Here is a 20,061-nt window from a genome sequence, read left to right on the forward strand (position 1 = left end):
GGGTCCGATGAAAAAATCACTTCTCTTCCTTCCCCTTTTCTTGCTGATCACGGGCTGTTCGTCCTCACAGACCTGGGGTTGGTACGTCATTGACCCAACCACGGCTTCAGGCTGGACCAATGTAAAATTCCTAATTTCGGGCATGGGTGCGACCATTCAGATTTCGCTGATTGCGGCGATTTTGTCGATTGTCATTGGATTGCTGGTTGCCCTGCCGGGTCTGTCGGAAAAGCGCGGCTGGCGGCTGGTAAACCGGGTATATGTCGAATTTGTCCGCTCGATCCCTCTGTTGCCTATGCTGTTTTGGGTGTTCTACGGGTTGCCGATTGTCTTTCAGTCGATGGGTATGGACATCCCAATCGAACCCTTCTGGGGCGCAATTATCACCCTTGCGATATCGGACAGCGCCTTTACCGCCGAGATCTACCGTGCCGGTATACAATCTATCGCAAAAGGGCAAAGCGAGGCGGCGCAAACGATTGGCCTGAACTATTTTCAGACCATGCGCTATGTGATCCTGCCGCAAGCGATCCGGCGCATTCTGCCGCCGCTGGCCAACCAATTTATCTACATTGTGAAGATGAGCGCTTTCGCCAGCGTCATCGGCATGCAAGAACTGACACGCCGTGCGAATGAGCTGGTAGTGACGGAATACCGCCCGCTTGAGATCTATACCTTGTTGATCTTCGAGTATCTGGTGCTGGTACTGATCATCAGCGCCGGTGTGCGTTGGCTCGAGCGCCGGATGGGTGCAGATGAGCGCGGATAAGGAGCAGAGAAATGGACTGGAAAGACTTCATGGCCGAGACCGAGGCCAATATTGGTGCATTCTCGAAAGAAGTGCCCGAAACCGTCCGTGGTTTTGGCATCATGGGTAAGGCCGCCAAAACAGATGGTGCGCTGAGTGAAAAGACAAAGGAATTCATGGCGTTGGGGATTGCCATCGCGACGCGCTGCGACAGCTGCATCGGCTTCCATATCCGCTCATTGGTGCGGCTGGGTGCTACCCGCGAAGAGCTGTGCGAAGCGCTGGCTATGGCCACCTATATGGGCGGCGGCCCGTCTTACGCCTACAGCGCCAAGGCGTTGAAGGCGTTTGATGTGTTTTCAGAGTAATAGACCGGTACGCGGTCCGATTTCATTGGATGGTTCTTGCCATGGCAGTCACCGAAATCCGTAATGAAGGGATGCGAATTGGTGGCAAGATCATCATTACCGCTGAGACCATCCCGGTTCACTACCCCTATACCAATGAGGTCGTGGGCCATGTGCCCGCAGGGCAGGCTGAACACGCGCGCCGCGCCCTCGAAATTGCGGCCCACTACAAGCCCGAACTGACCCGCTATGAACGCAGCCAAATCCTGCAACGGGCTGGAGAGCTGATTGGTGAACGTCGCGATTACCTCACCAAATGGCTGGTGCTTGAGCTTGGCATCTGCCATCAACACGCGATCTACGAGACCAAGCGCGCGCAGGATGTCTTTCAATTTGCAGCGGCCGAGGCACTGAAGGATGATGGCGAAATCTTTGCGTGCGATCTGACCCAAAACGGTAAAGCCCGCAAGATTTTCACGATGCGCGAGCCTGTGACCGCAATCAGCGCGATCACTCCATTCAACCATCCACTCAACATGGTCAGCCACAAGGTTGCTCCGTCGATCGCCACCAATAACTGCATGGTCTGCAAACCGACCGAGTTGACGCCTCTGACCTGCCTGACGCTGGCCGATATCCTTTATGAGGCAGGCCTGCCGCCTGAGATGTTTCAGGTGGTCACTGGCTGGCCACAGGACATTGGGAATGAGATGATCGTCAATGAGAACATCGACATCATAACCTTCACCGGTGGTGCTCCCGTGGGCAAGATGATCGCAGAGAAGGCGGTTTACAAACGTCAGGCGCTGGAGTTGGGCGGTAACGATCCACTGATTGTTCTGAATGACCTCAACGATGCCGATCTAGACAGGGCCGCAACGATCGCCGTAGCCGGGGCCACCGGCAATTCGGGACAACGCTGCACTGCGATCAAGCGAATACTGGTGCAAGAGAGTGTCGCGGACACCTTTGTGCCTTTGGTGCTGGAGAAGGCCAAAAAGATCAGGTTCGGAGATCCGCAGGATCCTGAGACCGAGCTGGGTTGCGTGATCCACGAGGAAGCGGCCAAGCTTTTCGAAGATCGTGTTCACTTGGCCCAGAAAGCGGGAGCACAAGTCCTTTACCACCCCGGACGTCAGGGCGCGCTGCTGCCGCCGATCGTGGTCGACGACGTTCCCCACGACTCTGCGTTAGTGATGGAGGAAACTTTCGGCCCCATTATTCCCATCATTCGCGTGCCCGACGACGATGACGAGGTCATGCGCATCTCGAACTCTACTGTGTACGGCCTGTCGTCGGGGGTATGTACAAATGACCTGAACCGCGCAATTGCCTATATCAATGGGCTGAACGTGGGCACCTGCAATATCTGGGAACAACCCGGATACCGTATCGAAATGTCCCCCTTTGGCGGCATCAAGGATTCGGGCAATGGTGTCAAAGAAGGGGTCATCGAGGCCATCAGGTTCTTTACGAATGTCAAAACCTACTCGCTTCCTTGGCCCGGTTGAAGGCTTGTTGAAGATTGCAATGCACACCACCAGTGATGCATGCTCGCTCAGCCAAGAAATGACCGCTTGAGCCCTTCGGCTCTTGGCGTCATATGTGCCTTCGAACGCACGCGCGATGCCCCGAAACAAGGAAATACCTCATGCAAAAGGTTCTGATCACAGGTACTGCCGGATTTATCGGATTCCATCTTGCCAAACTTTTGCTTGAGAACGGTTGCCGGGTTCATGGCTTTGACGGGATGACTGATTATTACGATGTCCGCCTCAAACAGAGCCGACATGCGCTGTTGCTGGAGAACCCAAATTTTTCGTGCGATGAAGGGATGCTGGAAGATACCGCCAAGTTCGACCAGATCGCTGATGCTTTTGAACCGGACGTGATCATCCATCTCGCAGCGCAAGCTGGCGTCCGATATAGCCTGGAAAACCCGCGCGCCTATGTCGAAAGCAATGTTGTCGGGACGTTCAACGTGATGGAAGCTGCGCGGCGGCACAAAGTGCGGCATCTGCTGATGGCTTCGACTTCGTCGATCTACGGGGCAAATCCTGACATGCCCTTCGACGAGTGCGAAAAAGCAGATCATCAACTCACTATGTACGCAGCCACCAAAAAGGCAAATGAAGCGATGGGGCATTCCTATGCCCATCTTTGGGATATTCCGACGACAATGTTCCGCTTCTTCACAGTCTACGGTCCTTGGGGGCGCCCGGACCTTGCTTTCTTCAAATTCACGGACGCTATCCTCAACGACCGCCCGATAGACATCTACAACCACGGCGACATGTATCGTGATTTCACCTATGTGGATGACCTGGTGCGCGCAATCTCTCTGCTGATCGACGTTGTGCCTGTTCGCCCCAAAGCCCCCGAAGACATCGCCGAAGGTGACAGCCTGAGCCCGGTCGCTCCCTATCGCATAGTGAACATTGGAAATTCAGACAAAGTGCGTTTGTTGGATTTCATCGACGCCATCGAAGAAAGCCTCGGCAAACCCGCGATCCGAAACTATATGGAGATGCAGTTGGGCGATGTGCCTGCAACTTGGGCCAATGCCGATCTGCTGCACCGCCTGACCGGTTATCGCCCAAAAACCGAAATCAGGGACGGCATACAGGCCTTCGTGGACTGGTATCGCGCATATTACGGTAAATAGAACCTGCGAACCTGCCTAAACCTGAATTCGCCGGCCCCAGCACCGATTAAACCGTCAGCGCGTTCAGATCGCTTTTTTCAGTGCCTCGATTATCTGCTCTTGCGAATTCTCCTGCAGATACGGGTGCATCGGCAGGCTAATCACTGTTGCGGCGGCCTGATCGCCAACAGGCAAGTCGGCATTTGGGTCAGAAACAGCTGGTTGCTTGTTCAACGGCAGTGGATAATGCACGGCGGTCGGAACCCCGGCGTCTTTGAGCTTAGCTTGCACATCCTCACGATTGTCCACGCGTATCGTGTACTGCGCCCAGGCGCTGGTCGCGCCCTCCATCAGCGTCGGAGCGGCGATATTGGTTTCCTTCAGTAGCACTTTGTAACGGTCCGCGACGGAGTCTCGCAGGACAAGTTCATCCTCGAAAATATCCAGCTTGCACAGCAGGATCGCAGCCTGCAATGTGTCCAGACGGCTGTTAACGCCAACCCTGATATGGTGATAACGCCGGTCCTGCCCGTGCCGGGCTATCTGGCGAAGAATGATGCTCAGATCATCGTCCGAGGTGAAGATAGCACCACCATCGCCGTAGCAGCCAAGGGGTTTCGATGGGAAAAAGCTGGTGCAGGAAATCGTTGATAGGTTTCCTGACCGTTTGCCACGCAACGATCCGCCAAAGCTCTGAGCAGCATCCTCGATGACAGGTAAGCCGTTTGCCACAGCTACCTCGTTAATTCGTTCGAAATCAGCAGGTTGGCCATACAGCGACACCGGTATAATTGCCTTTGTCCGGGGTGTGATCGCAGCGTCAAGCTTGTTGGGATCAAGGTTATAACTAGTCTGGTCAATATCGACATAAACCGGCTTTGCGCCCAGCAATCTGACGGCTTCAGCCGTGGCGATATATGAAAATCCGGGCGTGATGACCTCATCCCCCGGCCCAACCTCAAGCGCCATCAAGGCAATTTGCAATGCATCCGTTCCATTGGCGCAGGTGATGCAATGTTTAGCTCCCGTGAAGGCAGTCAGCCGTGCCTCTAGTTCAGCCACTTCTGGGCCAAGAATGTACTTTCCATGCGCCAACACATTGGCAATGCCAGCATCAAGCTGATCCTTGATACGTTTCTGTTGTTCCGCCAGGTCAATAAATTGCATCGCTAAAACGCCCTATTGGTTCTTGAGGAATTTCTGCAAGCTGTACCTCTGCAGTTTCCCATACATAATCCGGCACCGCTCGACCATGTCTATTCGTCGGCAAAGACTTAATACACCGGGTCTGTTTGGCACGGATTACCGCAGTACTAATAACTGGGCGGACCGTTTCCCTGTATTGCCCAGTGCCAAAAACGTCATGGGTGGTGGGACAACATGCAGACGATCCGTTTGATCAGAGTACCGTGCTGCTCATCAGCTTCGGATGCTGCTCACCTTTGCTTGCTTCGATCGAGGCGTTGCGGATATGGCTGACCATCGCAATTGCAGGCCGGTTTTCATTCAATCCAAACCCGTTCCCGTTCAGAATCTCTTCGTAGCTTCGCGTGTGCAAGTCGGCAAATCCGCCCGAGAATTCGATCTCTTCCCCATCAATAGTGATGGAGCGATAGGTTCTGGCTCCGGTTTCTCGCGCCTCTGCCGGAACGTCATTTACGTCCAGCGACAAGAACCAACGGCACCGGGCGTGTTCAAACTCAAGATAGCCCGCTGCCTTGGTCGGGGCATTGAGATGCACATGGTTCGCCTGAAGATCTCCGAAGAGGAAGTGCAGCATGTCAAAGAAATGCACGCCGATGTTGGTGGCAATACCGCCAGATTTGCGGACATCCCCTTTCCAGCTCTCCAGATACCAACGTCCACGGGACGTGATGTAAGTCAGATCGACCTCGTACTTGGTATCCTTGGGGCTGTTTCGAATCTTGTCCCTAAGAGCAATGATCGAGGGATGTACGCGCAACTGCAGGATCGTGTTTACGGTCTGTCCAGTCGCTTGCTCAATCGCTTCCAGGCCATCAATATCCTCTGGGTTCAACACCAGCGGCTTCTCACAGATCGCATCGGCGCCAGAACGCAATGCAAACCGCATGTGGCTGTCATGGAGGTAATTCGGCGAGCAGATCGAGACATAATCAATTTTGCCCGCTTCGCTGCGACGTAACATGTCAACATAGCGATCAAAACGCTCAAACTCTGTGAAAAAATGTGCATCGGGGAAGTGGCTATCGATAATTCCAACGGAGTCGCTTGTGTCCAGAGCAGCCAACAACGTGTTTCCGGTATCCGTTATCGCCTTCATGTGGCGCGGCGCGATGTATCCTGCGGTTCCTATTAATGCAAAGTTGCTCATTCGGTGCGTCCCAAGTGCTCAAATTGTGCTACAGCGCTTCCAAGAAATTCTTTGGGAAGTCAATAGTGGAAGGCATTTCAAGCATCACCAATCAAGCTGGAAACCCCGATCAACCTCTGTTAGAGCGGTTCGGAATTGTCAGAGCTAGATTGATCTTCGACCGATGTCAGACACCCGCCCCAAATCTCAAAAAACCGTATTCTGTCTTACCTACCACGAGATAACGGCGGATGCGCGCGTTCTTAAAGAAGCGCGCGCACTTCATGCAGCGGGCCATAACGTACATATCTTCTGCGACTGGCCAGGGGGCTTGCCGCAAGAAGACAGCACCGATGGCATTCGGATCACTCGATTCAACTGGCAGTCTTGTGACAACATCACTGAAAAATTGCTTAAACGTTTCTCGTTTATGGAGCGCACGTCCGCTCAAGTCGAGCAACGTGTCGTACCGTATGTCGAATCCGCTATTCAGCTGAATTCTTTGAAAACCTGGTTGAAGACTTTCCTCACGGACGAAGACGTCCAAAAGCTTGACCCGATGTACTATAAAAACTTCGGCGGTGATGAAAGGCGGGCTAGAAAACTCGTACACAAGCGACTGCTTTGGAAAACACGGCTTGGACTTGGATTCGGAAAAGGCCCGAAAAACCTCAAGTCATTTATGTTGATGGCCCGAAAAGTCAGAGAAAATTTCTTTAAACTCTATCAGTTGGAATCATTGATTTACGCAGAAAACCTTTGCCACCTTAAATTTGATGAGGTCCCTGATGTCATCCACGCTCATGATATTTATTGTCTCCCTGCAGGCGTCGTACTTGCCAAGCAGTTCAACGCAAAACTTGTTTATGACGCCCATGAGTATGAGCCCGCGCGCGCTACAAAGAATCCGTCGAATGGATCGAACTTTGCAGAAAACCTAGAAGACGATTGCCTCCCCTTCGTCGATTATATGATCACCGTATCTTCGTCCATCGCAGATTTGTATGCCAAACGCTTCAAAGATAGTCCGACACTTATCCTCAATGCTCCAGAGATAGATGTCGACTACATGGATAGTCGTAAAGAAAAGGCGTTGGATCAGCTTTCTATCCGTGCTCAGGCAAACGTTGCTGACGGGGCGCCCTTGATTATTTTTACTGGTGGCATTCAAATGTCACATCGTGGGTTAGATAAAGTTCTTGAGGCTTTGGTTCATCTTCCCGAAGTCAAGTTAGCTTCGATGGGCCCACGGCACCTCCGAAACGACAAGTGGTTCATGAGTGTCGCTCATGACCTAGGTGTGGATGATCGCGTTACCTTGCTTCCACCTGTGGCAGCTCCAGATGTACCAGTCGCAATTAGTACAGCAGACCTCGCTATATGCCCGTTTCAGAACGTATCGCTCAATCACCGCTACGCAATGCCTAACAAGCTTTTTGAAGCCGCATTTGCTGGCGTACCAATATGTGTTTCAGATCTTCCAGAGATGCGTCGGTTTGCGGAGTCTCTCGGTTTCGGACGAGCAATGGACGAAACAGATCCTCAGAGCATTGCTGAAGCTATTCGGGATGTCTTGGACCATCCCGAACGCTTTACGTTAAGCGTCGACAACAGAAGGAAGCTTTGGGAGACCTACAGCTGGCCTGCGCAAGCCAAGAAGTTGGCGGCGCTCTATGAAGGTATTTAAACTCGCGCGGCAAGTATCTGTGCGATTTGTTGCGAAGCGGTTCCATCACCATAGATTTCTATCTGATTTCCGCTAGTCCCTATCGCACTTAGGATACCATCCTCGATATCCCCTTCTATGGGCGAAACGATACGATTCCAGCCGCTTTCAACAAGCTCAACCCATTCTGTTTCCGTTCTAAGAGTTACGCAAGGGACGCCGTAGAAATACGCTTCTTTCTGCACTCCGCCAGAGTCCGTAGCAACCAGCACCGCATTGCTTTCTAGAGCGACCATATCCAAGTAACCGACTGGGTCTATCGTTTGGACATGTTCGAATTTACGACCGATTCCTTTTATCCTTGCGGCAGTACGTGGATGCAATGGCAAGACAACCGGATGTTGTTTTGCAACCGCCTCCAGACCATCAACAATGTTTGTTAACGTTTCTGGCGAATCCGTATTTTCAGCTCTATGGATCGTCGCAAGTATGAATCCGTTTGCGTCTAACCCAATGTCAGCCAAAATTGTTGATTTCTGCTTGGCCTTTTCACCGAAGTGTAGTGCTGCGTCGAACATCACGTCACCGACTTCAAAAATTTTGCTCTCCGAAATGCTTTCTCTTCGCAGATTTTCCACAGCGTCGCTGGAAGTCGTGAACAGAAGGTCGGAAACGTGATCCGTTAGAACTCGGTTCGTTTCTTCGGGCATCTTTCGATTAAATGAGCGCAGCCCGGCCTCTACGTGCGCCACCGGGATATGAAGTTTTGAGGCGACCAATGCACCAGCCAATGTTGAATTCGTATCTCCAAAAACAAGGAGCGCATCTGGTTCATGTTCTTGAATGACGGGTTCAAGTTTCTGCATCATCAGTCCTGTCATGGCACCATGACTGCCTGAGTTCACCGATAGGTTGATGTCGGGTTTTGCAATTTCTAGTTCGTCGAAAAAAATCTTAGACATCGAATCGTCATAGTGCTGTCCTGTGTGAATCAGCACCTCTGTTACTCCCGGCATGGAACGAAGTGCTCTGCTCACCGGAGCCAATTTAATAAACTGAGGGCGCGCGCCAACTACAACTGCGATTTTCACGGTAGCTCCAAATAAATAATTGCCTAAAACCGCGCTAACACACGGCCAGTATAAATTCCACGTGATATCTCGTGACTGATTTACTGACGCGGGTTCAGATTAACTTAACAGTAGGGTCAACCTTCATAACCAACAGATGACGGCCGCCACGAGAGCAATGGTAAAGGGACAGACCTCTGGACAGCGCTTGAAGCGCGTCGCCAAGCGCCTGCAGCCCTTTAGCCCGCCGAACACGATCTCGATGCGGTTTCACCGCTCGTATCTGCGTTTTGGCATATTTGACTGGGGTCTTGCGTTGCTTTCGACCCGAAATGCAGGCACGTGCCCCCTCGTCTCACAACGCTTCTCGGGTCCAGTCAGCATCGTAGCCGCGATCCCCGAACTGCCATTCGAATTAGGAAAGCTGCCAAGCAGCGAGTGTGCACCAACGTCGTCGCTGAATTGTCCGGCGGTGACAAGCAGATTGACCGGTAGCCACTAGCTATCGCAGATCGCACGCAGCTTGGTGTTCATACCGCCCTTGGTTTGACCAATCAGACGACCACATCCCATTTTGGCAGCCATACTCGTCGCGGTATGGTGCAATTTCGGATGGATTGCACGATCATAACAGTCTTTTGCTTGCAGTGTTCGGCAGCGAGCCCAGCCATCATCCGCGCGAAGATGCCTTTCTCGTTCCTAAGTTTCCATCGGCTACAGAGCGTCGAAAGGACCGCTCATATCAAAGCTCAGCTATCCGAGCTGCTAAATATACAGTGCTAACAAAATCGATGCATCGTGACACTAGAATTGATACGCGTGAGGCGATCCTGCTGTCAGCTATATAAACCTGATACTACCACTAACAGCCCTTTTGGCCATGCGACGACGAATCCCGTTTCCACGCATAGAGTACTTGTTTCTGGTACTCTGTGTCGGTGTAGCGCTTCCATATGCCATATTCTTCACTCGGGCCCGATTTCGGATCCAATTTTATTGGCTGATACATGCGTCAAATGCGACGTTTCTCGCGACACCGCGGGAGCTTAGCTTAGACGCACAAATGATACTTAGACAGCTTTGAGGAGTTATCTTGCTAGTATTTTATTATTGCCTAAGATACTTGTTAAATTAGTACACCTGAGCCTACGCGCTTGTAACTTTGCCAGCTAGAAGAAGCTACCGGATGCTTTGCAATAAACCGGTGCCAGAAGAAGCAACCCGAGTGGCACCTACGCATTGTAGCGTCAAATTGGCCAGAGATTAGCAATGCATCTAAATCACCCCCACTTCATTATCGCAAATAGCTGCACGGGCTTGAATCAAATATATTTTGCCGATTTCAAGGAGTTGATTTCAAACGTGAAACCTCATGCTGTCTGGAGCAAGACTGTATTATGTTAAACCGGCAAACCACATCTCCAGACACCTTGGTGGTTGATCTCGACGGCACCCTGCTCAGATCAGATATGCTGCACGAAAGTTTCTGGGCAGCTTTCTCGTCAAACTGGCGCACACCGTTTCGCGCAATAAAGGCGTTGGGCGCGGGCAGATCAGCTCTAAAACGCGAACTGGCCGCGCACGCAGATATCGACTCGTCAACCCTCCCCTATGATTTGAAGGTCATTGAATATATCGAGAGTTGGCGTAGAGCGGGAGGGCGAACCGCCCTGGTTACTGCTAGCGATCAAAAAATTGCCGATTGCATCGCGAAGTATCTTAATATCTTCGACGAAGTACATGGCTCAAATGGAAAGCAGAACCTCAAAGGGGCTAACAAGGCCACTTTCTTGGAGGAGCATTTCGGTTCGGGGCGTTATGCCTATATGGGTGATGCGACAGCGGATTTGCCCATCTGGGAACATTCCAGCCAAGCAGTTACGGTGAATGTCTCACCGTCTCTGCGCAAAGTCGTCGACTCGATTGATACGCGTGTTGAACACCTCCAAACTAGTCAAACTAGCTTTAGCTCTTACCTACGGGCGATCCGGCCACATCAATGGCTGAAGAATATTCTCGTTTTCTTACCAGCCTTTGCGGCACATGATTTTTCGGCTTCTGCGATATTACATAGCCTCGGGGCTTTCGTTGCGTTTTCACTAATCGCATCAAGCGTGTATGTGACGAACGACCTTCTGGATCTACGCGCAGATCGAGCCCATCCGCGTAAACGAGAAAGACCGTTTGCATCAGGTGCGTTACCCATTTCGCATGGCGCGCTGATGCTCGTGGTGCTTATGGGGGCGGGAACGGGAATAGCCACGCTCCTGGGTTGGCCCTTTGTATTTGTTATGGCAGTGTACTTCATCATTACAACGGCATATTCGCTATCGCTGAAGCGCCGTATGATCATCGATATTTGTACGCTGGCCGCCCTGTATACGATGAGGATCACCGCAGGGGCTGTGGCCACAGGCATTCCGCTATCGGTATGGCTCCTAGTATTTTCTTCATTCTTCTTTTTTTCATTGGCTGCCGTCAAGCGGCAGGCCGAACTAATCGACAATGCAGCACGTGGCAAGTTGAAGGCTGAAGGCAGGGGGTACCAGGTCGAAGATTTGCCTGTAGTCTCAATGATGTCAGTTGCCTCCGGCTACGTTTCGATATTGGTGATGGCGCTCTATATCAATTCTCCTTCCGTGATGGTTCTCTACTCCGAACCCCTAGTTTTGGGAGCGATTTGCGGCATCTTGTTTTATTGGATATCACGGATAGCGATGCTAACGCATCGAGGACAAATGCACGATGATCCAGTTGTGTTTGCAGCACGTGACCGCACAAGCCAGATTTGCGTTATCCTGATGGTTAGCTTTGTTATCGGAGGTGCAGTATTGTGAGTGTGGAGGTCCTAGTATTTCGGTATACGGTCTTCGCAGTCTTGGCGACCATAGCCAATTTGGGGATGCAACGCTTGGTACTGTCGATCAATTCGTCAACCTGGGGATTTGCATCTGCTGTCTTTTGCGGCACGCTTGTGGGGCTTCTAATTAAGTACTTCCTAGACAAGCGCTGGATCTTCGCCGATACATCACGCAGCATCCGCGCACACAGTCGGAAATTTACTCTCTATACCACCATGGGAATTGTCACGACATTGATTTTCTGGGCAACAGAAACCACGTTCTGGGTGATCTGGAAATCCAACTTGATGAGAGAAATCGGAGCGATCATCGGCCTGACAATTGGTTATGTGGTTAAATACCATTTAGATCGCCGATTTGTCTTCACAGACTCGCAGAGAGCGAAACCAGCATGACGCTTGAAGGATGGGGCAGATTTCCCGTCTATCAGGGCACTTCCGAGGCTCCGCGGAACGAGGCGGCATTGTCTGCATTGGTATCTGAGCATGCCGTCATTGCCCGTGGAAATGGCCGTGCCTATGGGGACAGCGCCATAGGATCGAATAAGACCGTTTCGATGCGTCATTTCAATCGGATGCTCTCATTTGATGCGTCGGCTGGCATTCTAGTCGCCGAGGCGGGTGTATTGCTGGCTGATGTGATATCAACATTCCTCCCACGAGGTTGGTTTCCTTCTGTGACACCGGGGACGAAATTTGTCACGCTCGGAGGCATGATCGCTGCAGACGTGCATGGAAAGAACCACCACAAAGAGGGCAGTATTGGCGCTTTTGTGGACTGGCTTGATGTCGTCACACCAGCAGGTAGGATAGAGCGCTGTTCGCCGCAGGAAAATGCAGATTTGTTCAACTGGACCACCGGTGGAATGGGGCTTACGGGTATCATCTTGCGCGCAGCTCTTCGTCTACGCCCAGTCGAAAGCGCCTGGATACGTCAAACCTTGCGACCGTTGCCAAATCTAGATGCAGCGCTTGATGCATTTGAAGCAACTCAGGACGCAACTTATTCGGTAGCGTGGATCGACTGCCTAAGCCGGGATGACAAACTCGGTCGTTCTCTTTTGATGCTGGGGGAGCACGCCACGCGCGCCGATTTATCAGGGGACAAGTTGAGGTATCCTTTCGAAACTCCAACGAAAAGGAAATTGTCTATTCCGTTCGACTTTCCGCAAGGACTGTTAAACAGACTGTCTGTGCGAGGGTTCAATGGGCTCTATTATTGGAATGGCTCTCGCGAAAGCGGCGAAACACTGGTGGATTGGGACAGTTATTTCTACCCACTCGATGCTATCCTCGGCTGGAACAAGATCTATGGGCGCAAAGGACTAATGCAATTTCAATGTGCGCTACCTCTGGAGCACTCCAAACGCGGCCTAACTGCGCTACTTCAAGCCACATCCGCCGCCGGGGCCGGCTCTTTCTTGGCGGTGCTAAAGCGGTTCGGCCAGCAAGACAGCGCATTTTCTTTCCCAATGCTAGGCTACACATTGGCTCTCGATTTCCCGGTAAACCAGCGAACGCTTTCGCTGATGTTGCGGCTCGACCAAATCACGATGGACCATGGCGGCCGGTTCTATCTGGCTAAAGACAGCCGAATGCCCGCCGATACTTTGCACCGTTCTGATCCACGCGCCGCTGCTTTCGCCGCCCACCGCGATGAAGCCGGGCTAAGCAGCAGTTTTCGTTCAAAACAATCAGAAAGGCTCAAACTATGAGCAAAGGTGCAGTGCTGATCTTGGGGGCACGATCCGACATTGGTCTTGCGATAGCCCACGAATTCGCAAAAAGCGGTCATCCAATACAGCTCGCACTGCGAGATCCCGCACAATTTGAAACGGCACAGAAGGATTTGCTTTTGCGTTATAATGTACAGGTCACTCTTCACGCCTTTGACGCTCTTGCATTAGAAACTCACGCAAGTTTTGTCGACGATCTACCCGAGCTCCCCCAGATCGCCGTTTGTGCGGTTGGACTAATGGGTGACCAAGTAGAGAATGAACAAGATGTGGATGCTGCAGTGACAGTCATGCGATCCAACTATGAAGGGCCCGCCAGCATTCTGGCTGTCTTGGCAAATCGCTTCGATCAACGCGGTTCGGGCAAAATCGTTGGTATCAGCTCTGTTGCAGGTTTGCGCGGGCGTGCCACCAACTATGTCTACGGCTCGGCCAAAGCCGGATTCACGGCCTTCCTTTCCGGTCTGCGTAACCGCATGGCTCGTCGGAATATCCATGTTCTTACGGTTCTGCCAGGCTTTGTGGCCACGCGAATGACAGAGGGCATGGACCTGCCTGCACGTCTTACTGCGGCGCCAGAAGAAGTAGCAGAAGCCATTTCTCGCGCACTGATCAAAGGACGCAATGTGATTTATGTTCGTTCGATTTGGAGGCTGATCATGATGATCATCACCCTTATTCCGGAAACAGTCTTCAAAAAAATGAAAATCTGAAGAGTAAATATGCAAAAAAAATGTTGAGATCCCTCAATCTATCGCGCAGCTCCATTTTATCCGAAAAAGGTATTTTGCATATTTTTACATCGCAAGAAAACTCTAAGGCAAAATTCAATATCAGGCGACTGCGCGAGTTTCGACGGAACATTACTGAAAGACTGTGGATGGGAAATCTACTCGTTTAGTACTTCTGCTAATGCCTAGGCTCAGGACCCATTGATTTCCGCCTTTCTGCCTGATTCACTGTTCACAAAACGAATGGTGAATAGGTCTGATCTCTTCTGGTTGAACGACGCGCGGATGGCACGTCTCGAGCCCTATCTCCCAAAGCTCCATGGCAAACCCTGCGTTGATGATTAGCGCGTCCTAACTGGAATTATTTTCATCAACCGCAATGAGTTACGCTGGCGGTGCGCGCCTTCGGAATACGGCCACACAAGACCCTGTACAACCGTTGGTAACGGTGGAGCGGTAAGGGTATCTTTTCACAGATGATGAACGATTTGGCCGCTGAGCGCGGCGAGGAGAAGATTGTTATGATCGACGCGACCTACTTGAAACCCACCGAACGGCGTACAGTTTGGGCGTCAAAAAGGGGGTGTGGTGATCTGATCGATCGCACGAAGCGCGGCTTGAATACTAAGCTGCACGCCATCTGCGACAGCCAGATGCGTCCGCTAAACCTCTCTGTTGCTGCCGGTCAAGTCAGCGACCATGATGGTGCGCGGGCTTTGCTGAGCAGCCTGCCAGATGTCGACTACCGCTCGGGGGCCGAGGTTGTGACGCTGATTGGTTTCGAGAAGCGTTGAAAGACAAAGGGATACGGGCCTGTACCCCCGGTTGAAACCAGTGAATAACTGCGGACAATTACGACATGCGAAGATAATAGCGGCGCACCCGGATCGAGATCATGTTCGGCAGGCTCAAGAATTGGAGGCATGTCGCAACCCGATACGATCGCTGCCCCAAAGTCTTCCTATCGGCAATCGCGCTCGCCGCAACCGTCATCTATTGGCTATGAGTACTGAGCCCAACTGCCGTTCATTTCCCAATAGGCGTATCAAACGCTTCTGTGCCTAGCGAGATTACAATCGCCAAATCTGTTTGCGACCCAAATACCCATTGCCTTTTTCAACAAAGCAACTAGTAGAGACGCGACTTCGTATTTGGGGCCCCTCTGACTATCCTGCGCAGACTTAGATAAAGAGCGATTTTATCATGACACAGACATCACTAAACAACCTGCTACAAAAGCTTACTGCGAAGCAGGCTGTGATCGGGATTGTTGGACTGGGATATGTCGGACAACCCCTGGCCCTCAGATATACCGAAATTGGATACCGGGTGATTGGCTTCGACCTGGATACCACAAAGGTGCAGAATTTAAACTCCGGTCACAGCTCAATTGAGCATATCGACGATGACCGCATTGCAGAGGCGCGAAAAAGTGGATTCGAGGCCACTACAGATTTCTCGCGCATCGCTGAGGCGGATGGCATTATGTTGTGTGTACCAACTCCACTCAACAAATATCGCGAGCCAGATCTGAGCTTTGTCACCGATACGTGTGACCAAATATCAGATCATTTGCGTCCGGGTCAGGTTATTGCGCTGGAAAGCACGACTTATCCAGGCACAACCAAAGAAGAAGTTTTGCCTCGGCTTGAGAAAAATGGACTTGAGGTTGGTGAGGATCTTTTTGCTGTCTACTCACCCGAACGCGAAGACCCCGCCAACCCGGATTTTACGACCAATACAATACCAAAAGTGGTCGGCGGACATACAGCGGCATGCCTGAAGGCGGGTATCGCGCTTTATGAGCACGCGATTGATAAGCTCGTACCGGTAAGCTCGACCGAGACTGCCGAGATGACAAAGCTTCTGGAAAATATCCACCGGGCGGTAAACATTGGCCTCGTGAACGAGATGAAAATCGTTGCTGACCGCATGGGGATCGATATTTTTGAGGTTATCGACGCGGCCGCGACCAAACCCTTCGGGTTTACGCCTTACTATCCGGGTCCGGGACTTGGAGGGCACTGCATCCCTATCGATCCATTTTACCTGACCTGGAAAGCACGTGAATACGGCATCAACACACGCTTCATCGAATTGGCCGGTGAAGTGAACACGGCGATGCCGGAATATGTGTTTGGCAAACTCGCCAATGCGCTGAATGATCGCAGCAAAGCGATTCGTGGCAGTAAAATCATGGTTTTGGGCATCGCGTACAAAAAAAATGTCGACGACATGCGAGAGAGCCCTTCTGTCACCTTGATGGAGCTGATCCGAGACAATGGAGGAGACCTCAGCTACTCGGACCCCCATGTGCCCGAATTTCCCACGATGCGGGAACACTTCTTTGAATTGTCATCTGAAACCCTTACCCCTGAGGTTCTGTCGGAGCAGGATGCAGTTATTCTGGCGACCAATCACGATGCCTTTGATTATGAGTTGATCAAAAATCACGCGAAGCTCCTCATCGACACCCGCGGTAAATACCGTACCTCTGAGCAAAATATTGTTCGTGCTTAAATGAAACTGCGACCGGCTTTGCCGAGCAGGGCCGGAACACCTGGCGGATGGTACTTAGGAACGGCTGTCGCTCGTATGACCGCTTACGCGGGACCAAAACTCTGAATGGTTTGACGGTGTCCTAAGCGCTGGATGAATGCGCTGAGAATTGGACCCGCAAGGCAAAAATGTCGGCACTTTCCTGCCATTCCAATCAATTCATCGGTACGAACACCGCCTAAACAATTGGCGGCGCATGAAACGCGCGTTGTTCCTGTGCAGGTACGCAGATATAGTTGCGGCAATTGTCAGGCCGCCTTCGGGTACAGGAAGATTGGCTGTTGACGAGTTCCAAGTGTGAGCAATCAAGGGCCAAAACGCGTGAGCTTGAAAAACCGCAACACCCCGCCTCAGCGTCATGAGCTGCGAAAGGTGCGCAACCAAGGGAACAGTTTCCTGGCGCTTGCCTTCATTTTCAGCGTTTTTGTCAATCTGCTTATGCTGACCGGACCGCTGTTCATGCTGCAAGTGTATGATCGGGTCCTTGGGTCGCGCTCGGTCGAGACTTTATCAGCGCTTTTTTTGCTTGTCGCGCTGCTTTATGCGCTGATGGCGATGTTGGACTATGCGCGCGGCCGAATCGTGGCTCGGTTCGGAGCGCGATTTCAATCAGCACTCGATGAACGCGTGTTTGAAGGGACCATGCGACGCGCATTGTTCCCACAGGTTCGATCAGCACCTGCGACTGCATTGCGAGATCTGGAATCGATCCGCGCGTTATGCGCCTCGCCCGTTTTGTTGGCGGTTATGGACATCCCTTGGACGCCGATTTTTGTGGCCGCAATCTTCCTGTTCCATCCGTTGCTTGGCTGGTTGGCCGTCGCAGGTGGAACGCTTCTGATTGTTATCGCGCTGCTGAACCAAGCGTTGACCCATCGCAAAGTGGCAGATGCTCAAATCGCCTCTGCCAAAGCAAATGCATTTTCTGAACACGCCAGACAAGCTGCCGAGGTCGTCAGATCTCAGGGCATGCAGGAAGATGTCTCAAAACGCTGGTTGAACCAACGCACCGAGGCGCTTTCTCAATCCATATCCGCAAGCGACTGGACCGGCAGCTTTACTTCGTTGACTAAGTCTCTGCGGCTGTTTTTGCAATCCGCCATGCTGGCGCTTGGCGCGTTGCTGGTTCTGCGCAACGAAATGACGCCCGGTGCTATGATTGCTGGCACGATCCTTCTAGGTCGCGCTTTGGCTCCGGTCGAAATGGCGGTGGGTCAATGGTCGATGATCGAACGCGCGCGCACGGCATGGATTAACCTGAACACATTTCTTGATTCAACGCCCCCCGAGGCGTCGCGCACCAAACTGCCCGTTCCCAAAGCACATCTTGTCGCAAAGGGCCTGACGGTGATCCCTCCGGGCGCGAAGACACCGACACTACGGAATGCGGCACTTGAGTTGCGCCCCGGCACAGCTCTGGGTGTGATTGGTAAAAGTGGGTCTGGCAAAACGACCCTAGCCAAAGCGTTGTTGGGCCTTTGGCAACCGGCGGCAGGGGAAATTCGTTTGGCCGGCGCTACACTTGATCAATACGACCCTGATGATCTTGGGCAACATATTGGCTATTTGCCCCAGCAAGTGACGCTGTTCAACGGAACGGTTGCTGAAAACATCGCCCGGATGTCACAAACCCCTGATCCCGAAGCGGTTGTTGCAGCGGCGAAAACAGCCAATGCACATGAGCTGATTCTGGGGCTTGAGAAAGGATACGACACCTTCCTTGAGGGCAATGACAGCCAGCTTTCCGGTGGGCAGAAACAGCGGATTGCATTGGCGCGCGCTCTATATGGCAATCCGGTATTGTTGATTCTGGATGAGCCAAACTCGGCCCTGGATGCAGACGGAACCCTCGCCCTGAACAACGCGGTCCGCGAGCTCAAGAGCGCGGGCAAATCCACGATCATCATGACGCACCGGCCTCAGGCGATCTCGGAATGCGACGATCTTGTCGTTGTCGAGAAGGGCCAGATCGTCAAATCCGGTGGGCGCGATGAAGTTTTGAACACGATGGTCCAAAACGCCAACGTTATCAAAAGGCACCTGAACAAGGTGGGTGAATAATGGCAGACAAGAGTTCACGTCCCGTTTGGAGTATTAAAGCGCCCGCTTTTGTCGGCCTTTTGGCTCTGGCAGTTTTGATCCTGGGACTGGGATTATGGAGCGTCCGCACTGAGCTGGCCGGTGCTATTATCTCGCAAGGTGTGATCGAAGTTCAGAGCAATCGTCAGGTCATCGAACACCCCGATGGTGGCGTTGTAGGCGAGATATTCGTACGTGACGGTGACGCAGTGGCGCGTGGGGACATGATGCTGCGGCTTGACGATACGTTTTTGGCCTCGGAGCAAACGATCGTGGAATCTCAGCTATTTGAGTTACTTGCCCGAAAGACCCGGCTAGAGGCTGAACGGGATGGTGCGAACGCAGATACGTTAAAGCAAAATCTGCAAGAGCTCAAAGCCCGCGAATCGATCGACGACGATCTGTTGGAAGGCCAACAACGTCTGTTCAACGCCAGGTTGGAAACGCTGACCCAGCAGATCGACCAGCTTGGGAAACAGAAGATACAGATCCAGAACGAGATTGAGGGGACGCAGGCGCAATTGGCGTCACTGAATACTCAGGTCGAATTGATCAGAACGGAGCTCGAAGATCAGCAAGGTTTGCTTGATCGCGGCCTGACACAGGCCAGCCGCGTTTCTGCATTGCAGCGGGAAGAGGCAAATCTAACAGGGCAAATCGGCAGCCTCGAATCCACAGTTGCGCGACTGACAGGCCAGATCGCCACGACCGAAATTCAAATTGTTGAATTGCAGGCCACGCGGCGCGAAGAAGCCATCACCGAGCTTCGGGATGTGCAGTCTCGCGTTGTAGAACTGGCGGAACGTCGTCTTTCCCTTTCCGAGCGTTTGTCGCGTCTAGACATCCGTGCACCCGTCGCTGGCACAGTTTACGACAGTCAGGTTTTTGCCATCCAGTCTGTGATCCAGCCGGGTGAGCCGATGATGTATGTAGTGCCGCAGGATACGCCCTTGTTGGTCGCAGCACGGGTGGATGCGTTGCATGTGGATCAGTTACATCGCGGACAGGAAGTCGCCTTGCGCTTTCCCGCATTCAATCAACGCGACACGCCTGAGCTGAATGGCCGTGTGATCAATGTCTCAGCAGATTCATTCACAGATGAGACGAGCGGCTTTACCTTCTACCGTGCTGAAGTTGTGCCTGACGAAGGACAACTGGACCGTTTGAATGGCCAGGAACTGTTGCCGGGTATGCCTGTCGAAGCCATGATCAAAACTGATGAACGCACTCCGCTTTCTTACCTGGTCAAACCATTGGCAGATTACTTCTACCGCGCGTTTCGAGAATAG

General features: G+C 52.2%; 15 protein-coding genes and 2 pseudogenes. 13 read left to right on the top strand and 4 right to left on the bottom strand.

What is annotated here, in order from left to right; translation table 11 throughout:
- Nucleotides 1-7: 7 nt before the first annotated feature.
- The 4 genes from ACR0AH_RS07725 to ACR0AH_RS07740 all read left to right on the top strand — a co-directional run bounded on the left by ACR0AH_RS07725 (nucleotide 8) and on the right by ACR0AH_RS07740 (nucleotide 3,760).
- Nucleotides 8-769 (top strand): amino acid ABC transporter permease, encoded by a 762-nt coding sequence (locus ACR0AH_RS07725; protein WP_480591161.1) that lies wholly within the window; start codon nucleotides 8-10, stop codon nucleotides 767-769.
- Nucleotides 770-780: 11 nt separating this feature from the next.
- Complete coding sequence (locus ACR0AH_RS07730) at nucleotides 781-1,116, top strand: carboxymuconolactone decarboxylase family protein (protein WP_170732709.1); 336 nt, start codon at nucleotides 781-783, stop codon at nucleotides 1,114-1,116.
- A gap of 41 nt (nucleotides 1,117-1,157) precedes the next feature.
- Nucleotides 1,158-2,606, top strand: coding sequence for a phosphonoacetaldehyde dehydrogenase (gene phnY, locus ACR0AH_RS07735; RefSeq protein ID WP_480591163.1), 1,449 nt, complete (start codon nucleotides 1,158-1,160; stop codon nucleotides 2,604-2,606).
- Between the two features lie 140 nt (nucleotides 2,607-2,746).
- Nucleotides 2,747-3,760: an NAD-dependent epimerase/dehydratase family protein gene (locus ACR0AH_RS07740; protein WP_170611609.1), complete on the top strand. Its 1,014-nt coding sequence runs from the start codon at nucleotides 2,747-2,749 to the stop codon at nucleotides 3,758-3,760.
- 63 nt (nucleotides 3,761-3,823) lie between these two features.
- Here the strand turns inward: ACR0AH_RS07740 and ACR0AH_RS07745 are convergent, their stop codons facing one another.
- Together ACR0AH_RS07745 and ACR0AH_RS07750 are read right to left on the bottom strand one after the other, a co-directional pair.
- Nucleotides 3,824-4,906, bottom strand: coding sequence for a DegT/DnrJ/EryC1/StrS family aminotransferase (locus ACR0AH_RS07745; RefSeq protein ID WP_480591165.1), 1,083 nt, complete (start codon nucleotides 4,904-4,906; stop codon nucleotides 3,824-3,826).
- 232 nt (nucleotides 4,907-5,138) lie between these two features.
- Nucleotides 5,139-6,092, bottom strand: a complete 954-nt coding sequence (locus ACR0AH_RS07750; protein WP_170422763.1) for a Gfo/Idh/MocA family protein — start codon at nucleotides 6,090-6,092, stop codon at nucleotides 5,139-5,141.
- Between the two features lie 163 nt (nucleotides 6,093-6,255).
- On the opposite strand from ACR0AH_RS07750, the gene ACR0AH_RS07755 reads away from it, so the two are divergent.
- Nucleotides 6,256-7,758: a glycosyltransferase family 4 protein gene (locus ACR0AH_RS07755; protein WP_480591166.1), complete on the top strand. Its 1,503-nt coding sequence runs from the start codon at nucleotides 6,256-6,258 to the stop codon at nucleotides 7,756-7,758.
- On the opposite strand, the gene wecB is transcribed toward ACR0AH_RS07755, so the two are convergent.
- Together wecB and ACR0AH_RS07765 are read right to left on the bottom strand one after the other, a co-directional pair.
- Nucleotides 7,755-8,828 carry a non-hydrolyzing UDP-N-acetylglucosamine 2-epimerase gene (gene wecB, locus ACR0AH_RS07760; RefSeq protein ID WP_170732714.1) on the bottom strand — a complete coding sequence of 358 codons (1,074 nt, stop codon included), beginning with the start codon at nucleotides 8,826-8,828 and terminating at the stop codon, nucleotides 7,755-7,757. The genes ACR0AH_RS07755 and wecB overlap by 4 nt on opposite strands.
- Nucleotides 8,829-8,951: 123 nt before the next feature.
- Nucleotides 8,952-9,532: pseudogene (locus ACR0AH_RS07765) on the bottom strand (IS5 family transposase); the annotation flags it as partial.
- Nucleotides 9,533-10,204: 672 nt separating this feature from the next.
- Between ACR0AH_RS07765 and ACR0AH_RS07770 the strand changes: the two are divergent.
- The 8 genes and pseudogenes from ACR0AH_RS07770 (at nucleotide 10,205) to ACR0AH_RS07805 (ending at nucleotide 20,061) form a co-directional block, all read left to right on the top strand.
- Nucleotides 10,205-11,644 (top strand): UbiA family prenyltransferase, encoded by a 1,440-nt coding sequence (locus ACR0AH_RS07770; protein WP_170732715.1) that lies wholly within the window; start codon nucleotides 10,205-10,207, stop codon nucleotides 11,642-11,644.
- A gap of 2 nt (nucleotides 11,645-11,646) precedes the next feature.
- A complete protein-coding gene (locus tag ACR0AH_RS07775; protein WP_480439083.1) occupies nucleotides 11,647-12,063 on the top strand; it encodes a GtrA family protein in 417 nt (138 codons plus the stop codon).
- On the top strand, nucleotides 12,060-13,382 hold the full coding sequence (locus ACR0AH_RS07780) for an FAD-binding oxidoreductase (protein ID WP_480591167.1): 1,323 nt from the start codon (nucleotides 12,060-12,062) through the stop codon (nucleotides 13,380-13,382). Before ACR0AH_RS07775 ends, ACR0AH_RS07780 begins: the two co-directional genes overlap by 4 nt.
- Nucleotides 13,379-14,116 (top strand): SDR family oxidoreductase, encoded by a 738-nt coding sequence (locus ACR0AH_RS07785; protein WP_480591169.1) that lies wholly within the window; start codon nucleotides 13,379-13,381, stop codon nucleotides 14,114-14,116. Before ACR0AH_RS07780 ends, ACR0AH_RS07785 begins: the two co-directional genes overlap by 4 nt.
- A gap of 261 nt (nucleotides 14,117-14,377) precedes the next feature.
- Nucleotides 14,378-15,140 (top strand): annotated as a pseudogene (locus ACR0AH_RS07790) (IS5 family transposase).
- A 197-nt stretch (nucleotides 15,141-15,337) separates the two neighbouring features.
- Nucleotides 15,338-16,654 (top strand): nucleotide sugar dehydrogenase, encoded by a 1,317-nt coding sequence (locus ACR0AH_RS07795; RefSeq protein ID WP_480591171.1) that lies wholly within the window; start codon nucleotides 15,338-15,340, stop codon nucleotides 16,652-16,654.
- A gap of 360 nt (nucleotides 16,655-17,014) precedes the next feature.
- Nucleotides 17,015-18,754 carry a type I secretion system permease/ATPase gene (locus ACR0AH_RS07800; protein ID WP_480591173.1) on the top strand — a complete coding sequence of 580 codons (1,740 nt, stop codon included), beginning with the start codon at nucleotides 17,015-17,017 and terminating at the stop codon, nucleotides 18,752-18,754.
- Nucleotides 18,754-20,061 carry an HlyD family type I secretion periplasmic adaptor subunit gene (locus ACR0AH_RS07805; protein WP_170394559.1) on the top strand — a complete coding sequence of 436 codons (1,308 nt, stop codon included), beginning with the start codon at nucleotides 18,754-18,756 and terminating at the stop codon, nucleotides 20,059-20,061. Before ACR0AH_RS07800 ends, ACR0AH_RS07805 begins: the two co-directional genes overlap by 1 nt.

This window comes from Ruegeria sp. AM5, from assembly GCF_056540645.1.

What these genes read in the sequence shown, in the direction of transcription:
- ACR0AH_RS07725 (WP_480591161.1), top strand. Translation starts at nt 8, where the DNA reads ATGAAAAAATCACTTCTCTTCCTTCCCCTTTTCTTGCTGATCACGGGC.
- ACR0AH_RS07730 (WP_170732709.1), top strand. Translation starts at nt 781, where the DNA reads ATGGACTGGAAAGACTTCATGGCCGAGACCGAGGCCAATATTGGTGCA.
- phnY (WP_480591163.1), top strand. Translation starts at nt 1,158, where the DNA reads ATGGCAGTCACCGAAATCCGTAATGAAGGGATGCGAATTGGTGGCAAG.
- ACR0AH_RS07740 (WP_170611609.1), top strand. Translation starts at nt 2,747, where the DNA reads ATGCAAAAGGTTCTGATCACAGGTACTGCCGGATTTATCGGATTCCAT.
- ACR0AH_RS07745 (WP_480591165.1), bottom strand. Translation starts at nt 4,906, where the DNA reads ATGCAATTTATTGACCTGGCGGAACAACAGAAACGTATCAAGGATCAG.
- ACR0AH_RS07750 (WP_170422763.1), bottom strand. Translation starts at nt 6,092, where the DNA reads ATGAGCAACTTTGCATTAATAGGAACCGCAGGATACATCGCGCCGCGC.
- ACR0AH_RS07755 (WP_480591166.1), top strand. Translation starts at nt 6,256, where the DNA reads ATGTCAGACACCCGCCCCAAATCTCAAAAAACCGTATTCTGTCTTACC.
- ACR0AH_RS07770 (WP_170732715.1), top strand. Translation starts at nt 10,205, where the DNA reads ATGTTAAACCGGCAAACCACATCTCCAGACACCTTGGTGGTTGATCTC.
- ACR0AH_RS07780 (WP_480591167.1), top strand. Translation starts at nt 12,060, where the DNA reads ATGACGCTTGAAGGATGGGGCAGATTTCCCGTCTATCAGGGCACTTCC.
- ACR0AH_RS07785 (WP_480591169.1), top strand. Translation starts at nt 13,379, where the DNA reads ATGAGCAAAGGTGCAGTGCTGATCTTGGGGGCACGATCCGACATTGGT.
- ACR0AH_RS07795 (WP_480591171.1), top strand. Translation starts at nt 15,338, where the DNA reads ATGACACAGACATCACTAAACAACCTGCTACAAAAGCTTACTGCGAAG.
- ACR0AH_RS07805 (WP_170394559.1), top strand. Translation starts at nt 18,754, where the DNA reads ATGGCAGACAAGAGTTCACGTCCCGTTTGGAGTATTAAAGCGCCCGCT.